The sequence below is a fragment of the Streptomyces xanthii genome, assembly GCF_014621695.1.
GTDB lineage: Bacteria > Actinomycetota > Actinomycetes > Streptomycetales > Streptomycetaceae > Streptomyces > Streptomyces xanthii.
In genome coordinates, this window is the sequence record NZ_CP061281.1 from 2,703,109 (window position 1) to 2,718,271 (window position 15,163).

Sequence of the window (15,163 nt, forward strand, 5' to 3'; positions counted from 1 at the left end):
GATGACCACCGAGATCGGAAATGACACCGGCGCCGAGGCGGCGTACTCCTTCCCGCGACAGCACGCGCGTACCCAGCGCTTCACCCTGGGGGCGCCGCGCGCCTTCACGGTCGCGCCGGACGGGGAGCGGGTCGCCTTCCTGCGGTCCCCGTCGGGCACGGACCGGGCGAACGCGCTGTGGGTGCTCGATGTGACGGCCGGTCAGGAGCGGGTGGCCGCCGACCCGGTGGCGCTGCTCGACGGCGCCTCCGAGCGGCTCTCGGCGCAGGAGCGGGCCCGGCGCGAGCGCAGCCGCGAGGGCGGCGCCGGCATCGTGGGCTACGCGACGGACGCCGCCGTGGAGCTCGCCGCGTTCGCGCTCTCGGGCCGCCTGTTCGTCGCCGAGCTGCGCGCGGGCACCGCCCGCGAACTCCCGGTCCCCGGACCGGTGATCGACCCGCGCCCCTCCCCCGACGGCCTGCACGTCGCGTACGTGACGCAGGGCGCGCTGCGGGTCGTCGGCGCGGACGGCACGGGCGACCGGGCGCTGGCCGAGCCCGAGTCGGAGACGGTCACGTACGGGCTCGCCGAGTTCATCGCCGCCGAGGAGATGTCCCGCTACCGGGGCCACTGGTGGTCCCCCGACTCGGACCGGCTGCTCGTGGCCCGCGCGGACGACGCCGCCGTGCAGCGGTGGTGGATCGCCGACCCGGCCCACCCGGACCGTGAGCCGGCCCGCACCGCGTACCCGGCGGCCGGCACGCCCAACGCCGAGGTGCGGCTCTTCGCGTACGGCCTCGACGGGGCGCGCACCGAGGTCGTCTGGGACCGCAAGGCGTACCCGTACCTGGCCCGGGTGCACTGGTCGGCGGACGGCGCCCCGCTGATCCTCGTGCAGGCCCGTGACCAGCGCAGCGCGCTCTACCTGGCGGTCGACCCGGCCGACGGTTCGACGCGGATGGTGCACGCCGACGAGGACGACCAGTGGCTGGAGCTGCTGCCCGGCGTGCCCTGCTGGTCGCCGAGCGGGCAGCTGGTGCGGATCGCGGACGAGGGCGGGGCGCGGGTCCTCGCGGTGGGCGAACGGCCGCTGACCGGGCCCCAGTTCCATGTACGGGCCGTGCTCGACGTGGGGGACGGCGACGTGCTGGTCTCGGCGTCCGCGGGCGCCGACGCCGAGTCCCCGGAGACCGGCGAGGTGCACGTCCTGCGGGTCAACGAGCTGGGCGTGCAGCGCGTGACGACCGAGCCCGGTGTGCACTCCGCGGTGCGCGGCGGCGACGTCACCGTCCTCGTCTCGGCGACGCTCTCCGAGCCCGGAGCGCGGGTGCGGGTGGAGCGCGACGGCAAGCACGTCGCGGACATCGCCTCGTACGCCGAACGGCCCGTGCTCGCCCCGCGCGTGACGCTCACGGAGGCGGACGGCATCCCCTGCGCGGTGCTGCTGCCGACCTCGTACCAGGAAGGTGACGGGCCGCTTCCGGTGCTCATGGACCCCTACGGCGGGCCGCACGGGCAGCGGGTCATGGCCGCGCACAACCCGTGTCTGACCTCGCAGTGGTTCGCCGACCAGGGCTTCGCGGTGATCGTCGCGGACGGGCGGGGCACGCCGGGCCTCTCCCCCGGGCGCGAGAAGTCGATCCTGGGCGACTTCACGGTGACCCTGGACGACCAGGTGACGGCCCTGCACGCGCTGGCCGAGCGCTTCCCGCTGGACCTGTCCAAGGTGGCGATGCGGGGGTGGTCGTACGGGGGCTATCTGTCGGCGCTCGCCGTGCTGCGGCGGCCGGACGTCTTCCACGCGGGGATCGCGGGGGCGCCGGTCACGGACTGGCGGCTGTACGACACGCACTACACGGAGCGGTATCTGGGCGATCCGGGGGTCGACGCGGCGGCGTACGCGAAGAGTTCCCTGGTGACGGACGACGGGCTGTCCGAGGTGGCCTCGCAGCACCGGCCGATGCTCATCGTTCACGGGCTGGCCGACGACAATGTCGTCGTGGCCCACGCGCTGCGGTTGAGCTCCGCTCTGCTGGCGGACGGGCGGCCGCACGAGGTGCTGCCGCTGTCCGGTGTCACGCACATGACGCCTCAGGAGCAGGTCGCCGAGAACCTGCTCCTGCTCCAGGTGGACTTCCTGAAGAGGTCGCTGGGGTTGACCGGTCGCTGACGGCCGGTGGGGGCTGGTCGCGCCCCGCGGCGGAGCCGCTGATGTCACAGCCCCGCGCCCCTGAAATGCATGGCGCTTCGCGCCGCATTTCCCCGATGAGGCGCAGCCTCATCAGGGGCGCGGGGAACTGCGCGACCAGCCCCCACACACCCGCGGACGACTACTCGCTCGGCACCACGTGCTTCTCCTCCGCGAAGTGGCAGGCCGACGGATGCTTCGCCGGGTTGTCCTCCTCGCCGATGCGGAAGACCGCCGGGACCGCCAGGAGGGGGACCTCGTCCACGCAGCGCTGCTGGGCCTTCCAGCAGCGGGTGCGGAAGCGGCAGCCCGAGGGCGGGTTCGCCGGGGACGGGACGTCGCCGGAGAGGATGATCCGCTCGCGGTGCTCGCGCGCGTCCGGGTCCGGGACGGGCACCGCGGACAGGAGCGCCTGGGTGTAGGGGTGCGTCGGGTGCTCGTAGATCTCCTCGTCCGTGCCGATCTCGACGATGCGGCCCAGGTACATCACGCCGACCCGGTCGGAGATGTGCCGCACGATCGAGAGGTCGTGCGCGATGAAGACGTAGGAGAGGTCGAACTCGGTCTGGAGCCGGTCGAGGAGGTTGACGACCTGGGCCTGGACGGAGACGTCGAGCGCGGAGACCGGTTCGTCGGCGACGATGATCTCGGGGCGCAGGGCGAGGCCGCGGGCGATGCCGATGCGCTGGCGCTGGCCGCCGGAGAACTGGTGCGGGTACCGGTTGATGTACTCGGGGTTGAGGCCGACCACGTCGAGGAGGTCCTGGACGCGCTTGCGCCGGTCGCCCTTGGGGGCCACCTCGGGGTGGATCTCGTACGGCTCGCCGATGATGTCGCCGACCGTCATGCGCGGGTTGAGCGAGGTGTACGGGTCCTGGAACACCATCTGGATGTTGCGGCGGACGGCCTTCAGGGCGCGGCCGGACAGCTTGGTGATGTCCTCGCCCTTGTACTTGATGGCGCCGGCGGTGGGGCGTTCGAGGTTGACCAGCATCTTGGCGACGGTCGACTTGCCGCAGCCGGACTCGCCGACGATGCCGAGGGTCTCGCCCTGGGCGAGCTCGAAGTCGACGCCGTCGACGGCCTTGACCGCGCCGACCTGCTTCTTGATCAGGATGCCCTGGGTGAGGGGGTAGTGCTTGACCAGGCCCCGCACTTCGAGGAGGGGTTCAGCTTGAGGCATCGAGCGTCTCCTTCCAGAAGTGGCAGGCGCTGCGCCGCTCGGGGGCGACCTCGTAGAGCGGCGGGACGTCGGTGCGGCAGATGTCCTGGGCCATCGGGCAGCGCGGGTTGAAGGCGCAGCCGGGCGGGATGTTCATGAGGTTGGGCGGCAGTCCCTTGATGGCGAACAGCTCCTGGCCCTTCTGGTCCAGGCGCGGGATCGATTCGAGCAGGCCCTTGGTGTAGGGGTGGGCGGGCCGCTTGTAGATCTCGTGGACGGGGGCCGTCTCGACGATGCGGCCGGCGTACATGACGGCGATCTTGTCGGCGACGTCGGCGACGACACCCAGGTCGTGGGTGATGAGGATGAGGCCCATGTTGAGCTCGCTCTGGAGCTCGGCGAGCAGGTCCATGACCTGGGCCTGCACGGTGACGTCGAGGGCGGTGGTGGGCTCGTCGGCGATGATCAGGTCGGGTTCGAGGGCGAGCGCCATCGCGATCATGATGCGCTGGCGCATGCCGCCGGAGAACTGGTGCGGGTACTGGCCGACGCGTTCCTTCGCGGCGGGGATGCGGACCCGGTCCATCAGCTCGACGGCCTTGGCCTTGCCGTCCTTCTTGGACGTGCCCTTGTGGACGACGAACAGTTCGCCGATCTGCTCGCCCACGCTGAGCACGGGGTTGAGGGAGGACAGCGCGTCCTGGAAGATCATCGCCATCTCGGCGCCGCGCACCTTGCGCCGCTCCTCGTCCTTCAGCTTGAGCAGGTCACGGCCCTTGAAAAGGATCTCGCCGCCGGTGATCCGGCCGGGCGGCATGTCGAGGATGCCCATGACGGCCTGGGCGGTGACAGACTTGCCGGAGCCTGACTCGCCGAGCACGGCGAGCGTCTCGCCCTCGTCGACGGTGTAGTTGACGCCGTTCACGGCCTTGGCGACGCCGTCCCGGGTGCGGAACTCGACGTGCAGATCGCGTACTTCGAGCAACGGCATGGGCGCTACCTCAGCTTCGGGTCGAGGGCGTCGCGCACCGCGTCGCCGAGCATGATGAACGCGAGCACGGTGAGGGCGAGGGCACCGGCCGGCCACAGCAGCATGTGCGGGGCGTTGCGGATGTAGGCGGAGGCGGCCGAGATGTCGATGCCCCAGCTGACCGCGGGCGGCTTCAGGCCGACACCGAGGTACGAGAGGGTCGCCTCGAGCGCGATGTACGTGCCGAGCGCGATGGTCGCGACGACGATGACCGGCGCGACGGCGTTCGGCGCGATGTGCCGCAGCAGCATCCGGGAGTTGGAGGCGCCGAGCGCGCGGGCCGCCTGGACGTAGTCGTGCTGTTTGGCGGTGATGACGGAGCCGCGGGCGATGCGGGAGATCTGCGGCCAGCCGAGCAGCACCATGAAGCCGACGACGGGCCAGACCGTGTTGCTGGTGACGACGGACAGCAGGACGAGGCCGCCGAGGACGACGGGGATCGCGAAGAAGATGTCGGTGATCCGGGACAGGAGCGAGTCCCAGAAGCCGCCGAAGAAGCCCGCCAGGCCGCCGAGGACGGAGCCGAGGAGCGCGACGCCGAGGGTGGCGCAGACGCCGACGGTGATCGAGTTCCGGGCGCCGTACACGGTCCGCGTGTAGACGTCGCAGCCCTGGCCGTCGAAGCCGAAGGGGTGGCCGGGCTGGGAGCCTTCCTGGGCCTTGGCGAGGTCGCAGGAGAGCGGGTTCCCGGACGCGATGGCCTGCGGCCAGATCGAGATGAAGACCAGGAACAGGATGATCAGGCCGGAGATGATGAAGACCGGGTTGCGGCGCAGGTCGCGCCAGGCGTCCGACCAGAGGCTGCGCGGCTTGCCGGCCGGTCCGCCGCCGGCGGGTCCGCCGGTGCGGGTCTTCTCCAGGGTCTCGCCCTCGCTGGTGGCGAGGTCCATGGCGCCGCCCATGCCGGTGGCCGCGATGGCCCCGTCCTCGGGGGCCCGCCCGCCGCCGGACCAGGGTGCAGGCTCTGGTGCTTCGGGTTCAGGCATAGCGGATCCTCGGGTCGAGTACGGCGTACAGGAGGTCGACGATCAGGTTCACGAGGAGGAAGACCAGGACGAGGATCGTCACGAAGCCGACCACGGTCTGGGTGTTCTGGCGCACGATGCCCTGGTAGATCTGGAAGCCGACGCCGTGGATGTTGAAGATGCGCTCGGTGACGATGGCGCCGCCCATCAGGGAGCCGATGTCGGCGCCGATGAAGGTGACCACGGGGATCAGCGAGTTGCGCAGCAGGTGCCGGGTGATGACGCGGCGCCGGGGCAGGCCCTTCGCGATGGCGGTGCGGACGTAGTCGGCGCGCCGGTTCTCCGCGATCGAGGTGCGGGTCAGCCGGGTCACGTAGGCGAGGGAGACCGAGGCGAGCACGAGACCCGGCACGATCAGTTCGCTGAACGGGGCCTCGGTGGAGACCGCCGGGCTGATCCAGCCCCATTCGACGCCGAGGAGCAGTTGCAGCAGCAGACCGGTGACGAACGTCGGGATGGAGATCACGACGAGGGTCAGCAGCAGCACCGTGGTGTCGATGGGGCGGCCGCGGCGCAGGCCCGTGATCACGCCGAGGGTGATGCCGACGATGATCTCGAAGAGGATGGCGACGATGGTCAGCCGGATGGTGACCGGGAACGCGCTCGCCATCAGCTCGGTGACCTTCTGGCCGTTGAACGCCGTGCCGAAGTCGCCGGTGAACACGTTCCCCATGTACGTCAGGTATTGCTGGAGCACCGGCTTGTCGAGGCCGAACTCCTTCTCCAGCTGCGCCTTGGTGGCCGGGTCGCAGGCCCGGTCGCCGCAGAGGCCGGCGATGGGGTCGCCCATCACGTTGACCATGAGGAAGATCAGCAGCGTCGCGCCGATGAAGACCGGGATCATCTGCAGCAGGCGCCGGATCACATAACGTCCCATGAGGACTCCGGGTTCCGGTTCCGTGAGCGGTGAGGGCGGCAGTCCGGCCGGTGACCGGTCCGGACTGCCGCCCTCCTGGGGTCAGTTGACCTTGATCTCGTTGTAGACGGGGACGCTGAAGGGGTTCAGCGCGACGTTGGAGACCTTGTCCGAGTAGCCGGCGCTGCCGTTCTGGTACCAGAGGGTGATCGCGGCCATGTTGTCGCGGACGACGCCCTCGGCCTCCTGGAACTTCTTGATGGCCGCCGTGGTGTCGGACTCGGCGTTCGCCTCGTCGATCAGCTTGTCGAACTGCTTGTTCGACCAGTGGCCGTCGTTGGAGGAGGCGTTGGTGTAGTACAGCGGCTGCAGGAAGTTCTGGATGAGCGGGTAGTCCATCTGCCAGCCGGCGCGGAACGGGCCCTTCATCTTCTTCTGCGTGATCTTGTTGCGGAAGTCGGCGAAGGTGCCGGTGGGGCTGCCGACGCAGGCCTTGTCGTTGTCCAGCGCGTTGTTGATGGAGTTGCAGACCGCGTCCACCCACTCCTTGTGGCTGCCGGTGTCGGCGTTGTAGCCGAGCTGCACCTGGCCGCCGGGGATGCCGCCGCCCTCCTTGACCAGCTTCTTGGCCTCGGTGGGGTTGTAGTCGCAGTACTTGCCGCACAGGCCGGGCTTGTAGCCGCCCTTCTCGCCGAGGACCGGGGAGGTCCAGTCGGTGGCCGGGGTGCGGGTGTTCTGGAAGATCGTCTCGGTGATCTGCTTGCGGTTGATCGCCATGGACAGGCCCTTGCGGACCTTGTCGCTGTCTGCCTTGTTCCACGCGGGGTCGTAGAACGGGAAGGCGAGGGTCTGCAGGATGCCGGCCGGCGTGTTGATGTAGCGGTCGCCGAGGTCGGCCTTCACGTTCTTGAGCTGGGAGGCGGGCACGTCGTCGACGAGGTCGAGGTTGCCGGCCGTCAGGTCCGTGTAGGCGGTGTTGTTGTCGGTGTAGACCTTGAGGTCCACGCCGCCGTTCTGCGCCTTGTCGTCTCCCGGGTACTTGTCCCACTTGCGCAGGGACATCTGGGAGCCCTTCTGGTACGACTGCACCGTGTACGGGCCGTTGCCCACGGGCTTCTTGACCCAGGCGTCGTGGTCGTCGAAGAACGCCTTCGGGAGCGGGGCGAAGGCCGCGTAGCCGAGGGTGTCGGGCCACAGCGAGAACTTCTGGTTCAGCTTGACCGTGAAGGTGCGCTCGCCGGTGACCTTGAGGCCGGACAGGGTCTGGGCCGACTGGCTGCCGCTGTCGGGGTGGACCTTGTCGTAGCCGTCGATCTGACCGAAGAAGTAGGCGTTCTTCTGGTTGTTCTTCAGGCTCGCGCCGTAGTTCCAGGCGTCGACGAAGGACTTCGCGGTGACCTTCTCGCCGTTGGAGAACGTCCAGCCGTCCTTGACGGTGATCGTGAAGTTCTGCGAGTCCGAGGTGTCGATCTTCTCGGCGAGCATGTCCTTGGCCTCGCCTGTCTTCGGGTCGTACCGCTTGAGACCGCGGAAGATCATGTCGAGGACCTTGCCGCCCTGCACCTCGTTGGTGTTGGCGGGCTCCAGCGGGTTCTGCGGGTCGCCCCACGAAGAGCGCACGACGCCGGAGCCGTCGCCGCCACCGCCGCCTCCCCCGCTGTCACTGCCTCCACCACAGGCCGTCGCCGCGAGGGCTACGGCCACCGCACCTGCAGCCCATTTGGCGTGCGTGGCTCCACGCATGGAGTGCCTCCTCTTACCGATCACGCGTCACGTACGCCTCAATATCAACTCAACCCGGACATGTCGCACGCCGGGTGGGCCAACGGGTGTACGCAGTCGGAGGAGACGGGTCAGACGGCCGTGGTGCGGCGGATCCAGCGGACCTCGCCGTCCTGGTGGACGTCGGTGGGACACAGGCCGGCCGCCCGGGCGACCGCGGCCGAGGCGTGATGCTCCGGGTGGACGTGGGCCAGCACGATATCGATCGGGCCCGCGATCCGGCCGGCCGCCAGGGCGTCGGCCAGCGCCTTCGCCGCCTCGCTCGCGATGCCTCTGCCCTGCCAGGGGGTGCCGGTGATCCAGGCGATCTCCGCGGTGCGGTGGGTGAGGTCGACGGTGGCCTGCACGGTGCCGGCCAGGACCCGCTCCTCCGTGATCCGCACGACCCAGTTCAGCCAGGCGGTACCGGGATCCGGCGCCCCGCCCACCAGCCTCTCGTACCGGGCCCTGAGCTCCGCCTCCCGGTACGGCTCACCCCCGATGAAGGTGTGCAGCCCCGGATCCCCGAGCACCCGAGCCATCTCCTCGGCGTGCGCCACCTCGAGCGGCACGAGCTCGAGCCGCGCGGTACGTATGAGCTGGGCCTGAACCACGGTTCTCCTCAAGCGACACCGCCCACCTGCGCGGCGGGCGCCGAACATCGACCGCTGCCTTGCCGCCAAGATACGACCGATCTCCGAGTTCACTCGGTGACGGAGGTGCGCCCCTTAAGGGGCGCGGGGAACTGCGCGATCAGCCACGACGGCGCGGCAGCCGGCGGCAAAGCGAGGCACCTACGGCGGAGGCCCTCCGCACCGCTCCCCCAGCACGAGAGGTCGGCGGAACGCGCGCCGGCCCGCACCGATGGGTGCGGGCCGGCGTGCTCGACGTACGGGTCAGGACGCGTGGACGACGTCCTTCTCCTCGGCGAAGTGGCAGGCGGACTCGTGGGCCGCCTCCGAGTCCGAGCCCTTGAAGCGCTCGGGGATCGCGAGGAGCGGAACCTCCTCGGCGCACTTGTCCTGCGCCTTCCAGCACCGGGTGCGGAAGCGGCAGCCCGAGGGCGGGTTCGCCGGCGAGGGCACGTCACCGGTGAGGATGATGCGCTCGCGACCCTCACGGGCCTCCGGGTCCGGCACGGGCACCGCGGAGAGCAGCGCCTGCGTGTAGGGGTGCGTCGGGTGGTCGTAGATCTGCGTGTCCGTGCCGATCTCGGCCATCTTGCCGAGGTACATGACCCCGACCCGGTCCGAGATGTGCCGGACGATCGACAGGTCGTGCGCGATGAAGATGTAGGAGAGGTTGAACTCGTCCTGCAGCTTCTCCATCAGGTTGACCACCTGCGCCTGGACGGACACGTCCAGGGCCGACACCGGCTCGTCGCAGATGATGATCTCCGGGTTGAGCGCGAGGCCGCGGGCGATGCCGATGCGCTGGCGCTGACCGCCGGAGAACTGGTGCGGGTACCGGTTGATGTACTCCGGGTTGAGACCCACGACATCGAGCAGGTCCTGGACCTTGCGGCGCCGGTCGCCCTTGGGGGCCACCTCGGGGTGGATCTCGAACGTCTCCCCGATGATGTCGCCGACCGTCATACGCGGGTTGAGCGACGTGTACGGGTCCTGGAACACCATCTGGATGTTGCGGCGGACGGCCTTCAGGGCGCGGCCGGACAGCTTGGTGATGTCCTGGCCCTTGTAGAAGACCTCGCCCGCGGTCGCCTTCTCCAGGCTCATCAGGAGCTTGGCGACGGTCGACTTGCCGCAGCCGGACTCGCCGACGATGCCCAGGGTCTCGCCCTGGTACAGGTCGAAGGAGACCCCGTCGACGGCCTTGACCGCGCCGATCTGCTTCTTGAAGAGGATGCCCTGGGTCAGCGGGAAGTGCTTCTTCAGGTTGCGGACCTGGAGGATCGGCTCACCGCGCTCGATCGTCTTGTCGAGCGCGGCCACGGCCGCGTCCTCGCCGGTCGCCTTGACGACGGCGACGTCCGAGACGTTCGGGGTGGCGTCCACGGCCTCGTCCTTCTTGCCGAGCTCAGCCATGGATCGTCTCCTTCCAGAAGTGGCAGGCGCTGCGCCGGCCGGGCAGCGCGCCGCCGTCCTGCTCCGTCACCTCGACGAGCGCCGGGACGTCGGTGCGGCAGATGTCCTGCGCCTTCGGGCACCGCGGGTTGAACGCGCAACCGGGCGGCGTCTTCAGGAGGTTGGGCGGCAGACCCTGGATCGCGTAGAGCTCCTGGCCCTTCTGGTCCAGGCGCGGGATCGAGTCGAGCAGACCGCGCGTGTACGGGTGCGCGGGCCGCTTGTAGATCTCGTGGACCGGCGCCTGCTCGACGATCCGGCCCGCGTACATCACGGCGATCTTGTCGGCCACGTCGGCGACGACACCCAGGTCGTGCGTGATGAGGATGAGCCCCATGTTGTACTCGCGCTGCAGCTCCGCGAGCAGGTCCATGACCTGGGCCTGGACCGTCACGTCGAGGGCCGTGGTCGGCTCGTCGGCGATGATCAGGTCCGGCTCCAGGGCGAGCGCCATCGCGATCATGATGCGCTGGCGCATACCGCCGGAGAACTGGTGCGGGTAGTCGTTGACGCGGGCCGCCGCGGCCGGGATCTTCACCCGGTCCATCAGCTCGATGGCCTTCGCCTTGGCCTCCTTCTTGCTGAGGCCCTGGTGCACCCGGAACATCTCGGCGAGCTGGTAGCCCACGGTCAGCACGGGGTTGAGGGAGGACAGCGCGTCCTGGAAGATCATGGCGATCTTCGCGCCGCGCAGCTTGCGCCGCTCGTCCGGCGCCATCTTCAGCATGTCCTGGCCGCGGTAGAGGATCTCGCCCTGCGGGATCTTGCCGGGCGGCATGTCGAGGATGCCCATGATCGCCTGGGCGGTGACGGACTTGCCGGAGCCGGACTCGCCGAGCACGGCCAGCGTCTCGCCGGAGCTGACGCTGTAGTTGACGCCGTTCACCGCGCGGACGACGCCGTCACGGGTGTGGAACTCGACGTGCAGGTCGCGGACTTCGAGCAGGGGCCCGTCGTCGTCGGACCGCGGGGCCGGAACCAGCGCGGGGTTGTCGATGATGGTCATGTACGCCTCCCTCAGCGCATCTTCGGGTCGAGGGCGTTGCGCACCGCTTCGCCGAGCATGATGAACGACAGGACGGCGATGCTGAGCATGATCGACGGGAACAGGATGATGTGCTGCGCCACGCGGATCGAGTTGCCGCCCGCGGAGATGTCGGCACCCCACGAGACACCGCTGGTGAGGCCGAGTCCGAGGAAGGACAGGGTGGCCTCGGCCGCGATGTAGACACCGAGCGAGATCGTGGCGACCACGATCACCGGCGCGATGGCGTTCGGCAGGATGTGCTTGAACAGGATGCGGTTGGTCCCGGCGCCGAGGGCGCGGGCCGCCTGCACGTAGTCCGCCTGCTTGACCGTGATGACCGAGCCGCGCATGACGCGCGCCGTCTGCGTCCAGCCGAGGAAGGCGAGGGCGGCGATGACGACGGGGATGCTGCGGTCCGAGAAGGCGTTGAGCATGACCATCGCGCCCAGCAGGAACGGGATGCCCATGAACATGTCGGTGACGCGGGAGAGGATCGCGTCCAGCCAGCCGCCGAAGTAGCCGGCGAGCATGCCGATCAGACCACCGAAGAGGGTGACCACGAGCGTGGTGCCGAGGCCGACCATGACCGAGGCACGGGTGCCGTAGATCATGCGCGAGTAGACGCTCTGGCCCTGCGCGTCGTAGCCGAGCCAGCCGTCGGAGAAGACCTTCCCCAGCTCGGGCTTGCCGAGGTAGTGGTTGGCCAGGTCGCGGTCGGTCGGGTCGATGCCCGTGAACAGGCCGGGGAACGCCGAGATCACCAGGAGCAGCAGGATCAGCAGCGCCGAGACGATGAAGATCCAGTTGGAGCGGAGGTCGCGCCAGGCGTCGCTCCACAGGCTGCGGGCCTTCTCGGCCTTCACCTTGACCGTGGGCTCGGGCAGTTGACCGCCGGCGGCGGCTGCGGCGGGGGCTTCCGCGGACTTGGTCAGATCAGACATAGCGAATCCTCGGGTCCAGGACCGCGTAGAGCAGGTCGACGATCAGGCTGGTGACGAGGTAGACGAGAACCAGGATGGTCACCAGTCCGACCAGCGTGGTTCCCTCCCGGCGCGACAGGGCTTCGTAGATCGTGCCGCCGACGCCGTGGATGTTGAACAGGCCCTCGGTCACGACGGCGCCACCCATCAGGGCGCCGAGGTCGGTGCCGAGGAAGGTGACGACGGGGATCAGCGAGTTGCGCAGCAGGTGGACGCCGATGATGCGCTGCTTGGGCAGGCCCTTGGCCACCGCGGTGCGCATGTAGTCGGAGCGGAGGTTCTCCGCGACCGACGTACGGGTCAGTCGGGCCACGTACGCGAGCGAGGCCGCCGCCAGCACGATGGCCGGCATCAGCAACTCGCTGTAGTTCTGGTCGTTGTTGACGTTCGGCTGCATCCAGCCCAGCTGGAAGGCGAAGACCGTCTTGAAGATGAACCCGAGCACGAACACGGGGACCGAGATCAGCAGCAGCGTCAGGAACAGCACGCCGGTGTCGGCCAGCTTGCCGGCCCGCATGCCGGCGACGACGCCGAGCAGGATGCCGAGAACCGCTTCGATCGCGAAGGCGAGGGACGCCAGCCGGATGGTGACCGGGAACGCGTCGCCGAGGACGTCGGTCACCGGGCGCCCCGAGGCGATCTGGGTGCCGAAGTCGAAGTGCAGGATCATGTCCCGCATGTAGTGCCAGTACTGGACCAGCACGGGCTGGTCGAGCCCGTACTCATGGCGCAGCTGCGCAATGATCTGCGGGCTGCTCGCCTTGTCGCCGAAGAGACCCCGGACGGGGTCGCCGGGCAGGGCGTACACCATGAGAAAGATAAGCAGAGTCGTCCCGATGAACACCGGGATCATCTGGAGCAGTCGTCGTGCGACATAGCGCCCCATCATGCCTCCATGTCAATCGCAGCAAGGGGCCCTTTTCGCCGTACGCACGTCCGCGCGCCCGAAAGAGCGCGGTACATACAGTGAAAAGGGCCCCCCGGCCAGTTTTTCGGCCCGCACGTACCCGCTGCCCCCGGGTGCGGCCGGGGAGCAGCGGACACGAACGCTGTCGTCAGCGGTTACTACTTGTGGACCTGGACGCCGTCCAGGATCGGGTCGCCGTCCTGCGCGTACTTGACGCCGGAGACCCGCTCCGAGTAGCCCGCGTTGACCTTGTAGTACCAGAGCGGGATGGTCGGCATGTAGTTGACCAGCTGCTTCTCGACGTCCTGGTACTTCTTCTCCGACTCCTCCAGCGTCTTGGCGCTGTCGGCGTCGGCGATCATCTCGTCGACCTTCTTGTTGGAGAAGCCACCCTGGTTACCGTCCGACTTGGTGCCGAACAGGTCGCGGATGAAGTTGGCGTTGAAGGGGTAGTCGAGCACCCAGCCGGAGCGGTACATCGACTTGACTTCCTTGGCGTCACGCGCGTTGGTGTCCGCCTGGAAGTCGGCCTTCGAGTCGCCCACGCAGGTCACGTTGACGGCCTTCTTGATGGAGCCGCAGACGGCGTCCACCCACTCCTTGTGACCACCGTCCGCGTTGAACTGGATGGAGATCTTGTTGCCCGGGACGCCGCCGCCCTCTTCGATGAGCTTCTTGGCCTTGGCCGGGTCGTACTTGGTGATGTCGCCCGCGGCGTTCGGCTGGTAGCCGAGGACGCCCTTGGCGACCCAGCCCGTGGCCGGCTCACGCGTGCCCTGGAGCACGGTCTTCGTGATGGTGTCACGGTCGATCGCCATGGACAGACCCTGGATGACCTTGGGGTCGATGTCCTTCCACTGCTTCGTGTAGTACGCCACGGCAATGGTCTGGATGGCGGAGTAGGGCTGGTCGACCGCGCGGTCACCCAGGTCCTGCTTGTAGACCGGCAGGTCCTTCGGGGCGAGCTGACGCAGGACGTCGACGTTGCCCGACTTCAGGTCCTCGTAGGCGGTCTCCAGGTTGGTGTAGTTCTTGAACGTCACACCACCGTTCTTCGCCTTGTTGGGGCCCTGGTACCCGTCGAAGCGGGTGACCTTGATCTCCTTCTTGTGCTGCCAGGAGACGAACTTGTACGGGCCGTTGCCGACCGGCTTCTGACCGGCGGCCGTCGGGTCCTTGAAGAAGGACTCCGGCAGCGGCGAGAAGACCTCGTAGCCCAGCTTGTACACGAAGTACGGGATCGGCTTCGAGAGCTCGATGGTGAAGGTGTTCTCGTCGACGACCTTCAGACCGGACATCTTGTCGGTCTTCGCCTTGCCCTTGGCCGGCGCGACGTCGTCGTAGCCCTTGATGTCCGAGAACCAGAAGCTGTTGGTCTGCTTGTTCGCCGGGTTGGCGGCCCAGTTCCAGGCCTTGACGTACGACTCGGCGGTGACCGGGGTGTTGTCGTGGAACTTCCAGCCCGGCTTCAGCTTGACCGTGAAGGTCTTGTTGTCCGTGGTGTCGACCGACTGGGCGTTCACCATGGTGATGTTGCCCTTGGCGTCGTAGTCCACGAGCTGCGAGAACAGCGTGGACAGCACGATGCTGCCGTTGGACTCCATGGTGTTGGCGGGCTGCAGGGGGTTCTGCGGCTCACCCACCTCGACGGAGAACGTGCCGTTCGGGTCGACGGCGGCCTTGTCGTCCTTGCCGCTGTCGCTGTTGCCGCCTCCGCACGCGGTCGCGGCCAGAGCGATGATCGCCGCGCCCGCCACCCACTTGGCGCTCTTGGCACCACGCATGGGGTTCCTCCTCATGAGTCCACTTGTTCACTGCGAGAGAGGGCGCATCCACCCCGGTTCGGCACCCCTGCCGCCCCGGCGCTTCAAAGCGCCCCAGTGTGCTCGTGAGTCGGCGCTCCCCACTGCGCGTGACCCATTGACCCGAGCTCTACGGCGTCAACTATTAGCCATGGAGTGTCGGTCACCAACACCCATTTGGTCTCGGTTCGATCACACCTGCTGCGTACTTCTCCCAAAATCCGGACAAACCGATCCGCACTAGAGGGTCACGAAACGGACGCGTTACATATCTATCGGTCAGCAGTGTCCGGATACCGAACAGAACGAGAGAGAAAACGAGTTGCGCGGTCGCACCGCGGCGCTCACCCTTGGTATGAGGT

General features: G+C 68.5%; 12 protein-coding genes. 1 reads left to right on the forward strand and 11 read right to left on the reverse strand.

What is annotated here, in order from left to right; all coding sequences use genetic code 11:
* Window position 1: 1 nt before the first annotated feature.
* The gene (locus IAG42_RS12165; RefSeq protein WP_188337041.1) at window positions 2-2,149 is read left to right on the forward strand and encodes a S9 family peptidase; all 2,148 of its coding nucleotides are present in this window, start codon (window positions 2-4) and stop codon (window positions 2,147-2,149) included.
* Between the two features lie 160 nt (window positions 2,150-2,309).
* Here IAG42_RS12165 and IAG42_RS12170 read toward each other — a convergent pair whose 3' ends face one another.
* The 11 genes from IAG42_RS12170 to IAG42_RS12220 all read right to left on the reverse strand — a co-directional run bounded on the left by IAG42_RS12170 (window position 2,310) and on the right by IAG42_RS12220 (window position 14,783).
* The gene (locus IAG42_RS12170) at window positions 2,310-3,350 is read right to left on the reverse strand and encodes an ABC transporter ATP-binding protein (protein ID WP_188337042.1); all 1,041 of its coding nucleotides are present in this window, start codon (window positions 3,348-3,350) and stop codon (window positions 2,310-2,312) included.
* A complete protein-coding gene (locus tag IAG42_RS12175) occupies window positions 3,337-4,320 on the reverse strand; it encodes an ABC transporter ATP-binding protein (RefSeq protein ID WP_188337043.1) in 984 nt (327 codons plus the stop codon). The genes IAG42_RS12170 and IAG42_RS12175 overlap by 14 nt, the downstream gene beginning before the upstream one ends.
* Before the next feature lie 5 nt (window positions 4,321-4,325).
* Complete coding sequence (locus IAG42_RS12180) at window positions 4,326-5,345, reverse strand: ABC transporter permease (protein ID WP_188337044.1); 1,020 nt, start codon at window positions 5,343-5,345, stop codon at window positions 4,326-4,328.
* The gene (locus IAG42_RS12185) at window positions 5,338-6,261 is read right to left on the reverse strand and encodes an ABC transporter permease (protein ID WP_188337045.1); all 924 of its coding nucleotides are present in this window, start codon (window positions 6,259-6,261) and stop codon (window positions 5,338-5,340) included. The genes IAG42_RS12180 and IAG42_RS12185 overlap by 8 nt, the downstream gene beginning before the upstream one ends.
* A gap of 81 nt (window positions 6,262-6,342) precedes the next feature.
* On the reverse strand, window positions 6,343-7,983 hold the full coding sequence (locus IAG42_RS12190) for a peptide ABC transporter substrate-binding protein (RefSeq protein WP_188337046.1): 1,641 nt from the start codon (window positions 7,981-7,983) through the stop codon (window positions 6,343-6,345).
* 110 nt (window positions 7,984-8,093) lie between these two features.
* On the reverse strand, window positions 8,094-8,663 hold the full coding sequence (locus tag IAG42_RS12195) for a GNAT family N-acetyltransferase (RefSeq protein WP_188337047.1): 570 nt from the start codon (window positions 8,661-8,663) through the stop codon (window positions 8,094-8,096).
* Between the two features lie 234 nt (window positions 8,664-8,897).
* Window positions 8,898-10,046 carry an ABC transporter ATP-binding protein gene (locus IAG42_RS12200; RefSeq protein ID WP_223205954.1) on the reverse strand — a complete coding sequence of 383 codons (1,149 nt, stop codon included), beginning with the start codon at window positions 10,044-10,046 and terminating at the stop codon, window positions 8,898-8,900.
* Window positions 10,039-11,091, reverse strand: a complete 1,053-nt coding sequence (locus IAG42_RS12205) for an ABC transporter ATP-binding protein (RefSeq protein ID WP_188337048.1) — start codon at window positions 11,089-11,091, stop codon at window positions 10,039-10,041. The genes IAG42_RS12200 and IAG42_RS12205 overlap by 8 nt, the downstream gene beginning before the upstream one ends.
* Before the next feature lie 11 nt (window positions 11,092-11,102).
* The gene (locus IAG42_RS12210) at window positions 11,103-12,053 is read right to left on the reverse strand and encodes an ABC transporter permease (protein WP_188337049.1); all 951 of its coding nucleotides are present in this window, start codon (window positions 12,051-12,053) and stop codon (window positions 11,103-11,105) included.
* A complete protein-coding gene (locus IAG42_RS12215) occupies window positions 12,046-12,978 on the reverse strand; it encodes an ABC transporter permease (protein ID WP_188341327.1) in 933 nt (310 codons plus the stop codon). The genes IAG42_RS12210 and IAG42_RS12215 overlap by 8 nt, the downstream gene beginning before the upstream one ends.
* Window positions 12,979-13,157: 179 nt before the next feature.
* Window positions 13,158-14,783, reverse strand: a complete 1,626-nt coding sequence (locus IAG42_RS12220) for a peptide ABC transporter substrate-binding protein (protein ID WP_188337050.1) — start codon at window positions 14,781-14,783, stop codon at window positions 13,158-13,160.
* Window positions 14,784-15,163: the final 380 nt, after the last annotated feature.

Bases quoted from the DNA above. Each gene is read 5' to 3' on its own strand.
- IAG42_RS12165 (WP_188337041.1), top strand. From the start codon at position 2: ATGACCACCGAGATCGGAAATGACACCGGCGCCGAGGCGGCGTACTCC.
- IAG42_RS12170 (WP_188337042.1), bottom strand. From the start codon at position 3,350: ATGCCTCAAGCTGAACCCCTCCTCGAAGTGCGGGGCCTGGTCAAGCAC.
- IAG42_RS12175 (WP_188337043.1), bottom strand. From the start codon at position 4,320: ATGCCGTTGCTCGAAGTACGCGATCTGCACGTCGAGTTCCGCACCCGG.
- IAG42_RS12180 (WP_188337044.1), bottom strand. From the start codon at position 5,345: ATGCCTGAACCCGAAGCACCAGAGCCTGCACCCTGGTCCGGCGGCGGG.
- IAG42_RS12185 (WP_188337045.1), bottom strand. From the start codon at position 6,261: ATGGGACGTTATGTGATCCGGCGCCTGCTGCAGATGATCCCGGTCTTC.
- IAG42_RS12190 (WP_188337046.1), bottom strand. From the start codon at position 7,983: ATGCGTGGAGCCACGCACGCCAAATGGGCTGCAGGTGCGGTGGCCGTA.
- IAG42_RS12195 (WP_188337047.1), bottom strand. From the start codon at position 8,663: ATGTTCGGCGCCCGCCGCGCAGGTGGGCGGTGTCGCTTGAGGAGAACC.
- IAG42_RS12200 (WP_223205954.1), bottom strand. From the start codon at position 10,046: ATGGCTGAGCTCGGCAAGAAGGACGAGGCCGTGGACGCCACCCCGAAC.
- IAG42_RS12205 (WP_188337048.1), bottom strand. From the start codon at position 11,091: ATGACCATCATCGACAACCCCGCGCTGGTTCCGGCCCCGCGGTCCGAC.
- IAG42_RS12210 (WP_188337049.1), bottom strand. From the start codon at position 12,053: ATGTCTGATCTGACCAAGTCCGCGGAAGCCCCCGCCGCAGCCGCCGCC.
- IAG42_RS12215 (WP_188341327.1), bottom strand. From the start codon at position 12,978: ATGGGGCGCTATGTCGCACGACGACTGCTCCAGATGATCCCGGTGTTC.
- IAG42_RS12220 (WP_188337050.1), bottom strand. From the start codon at position 14,783: ATGCGTGGTGCCAAGAGCGCCAAGTGGGTGGCGGGCGCGGCGATCATC.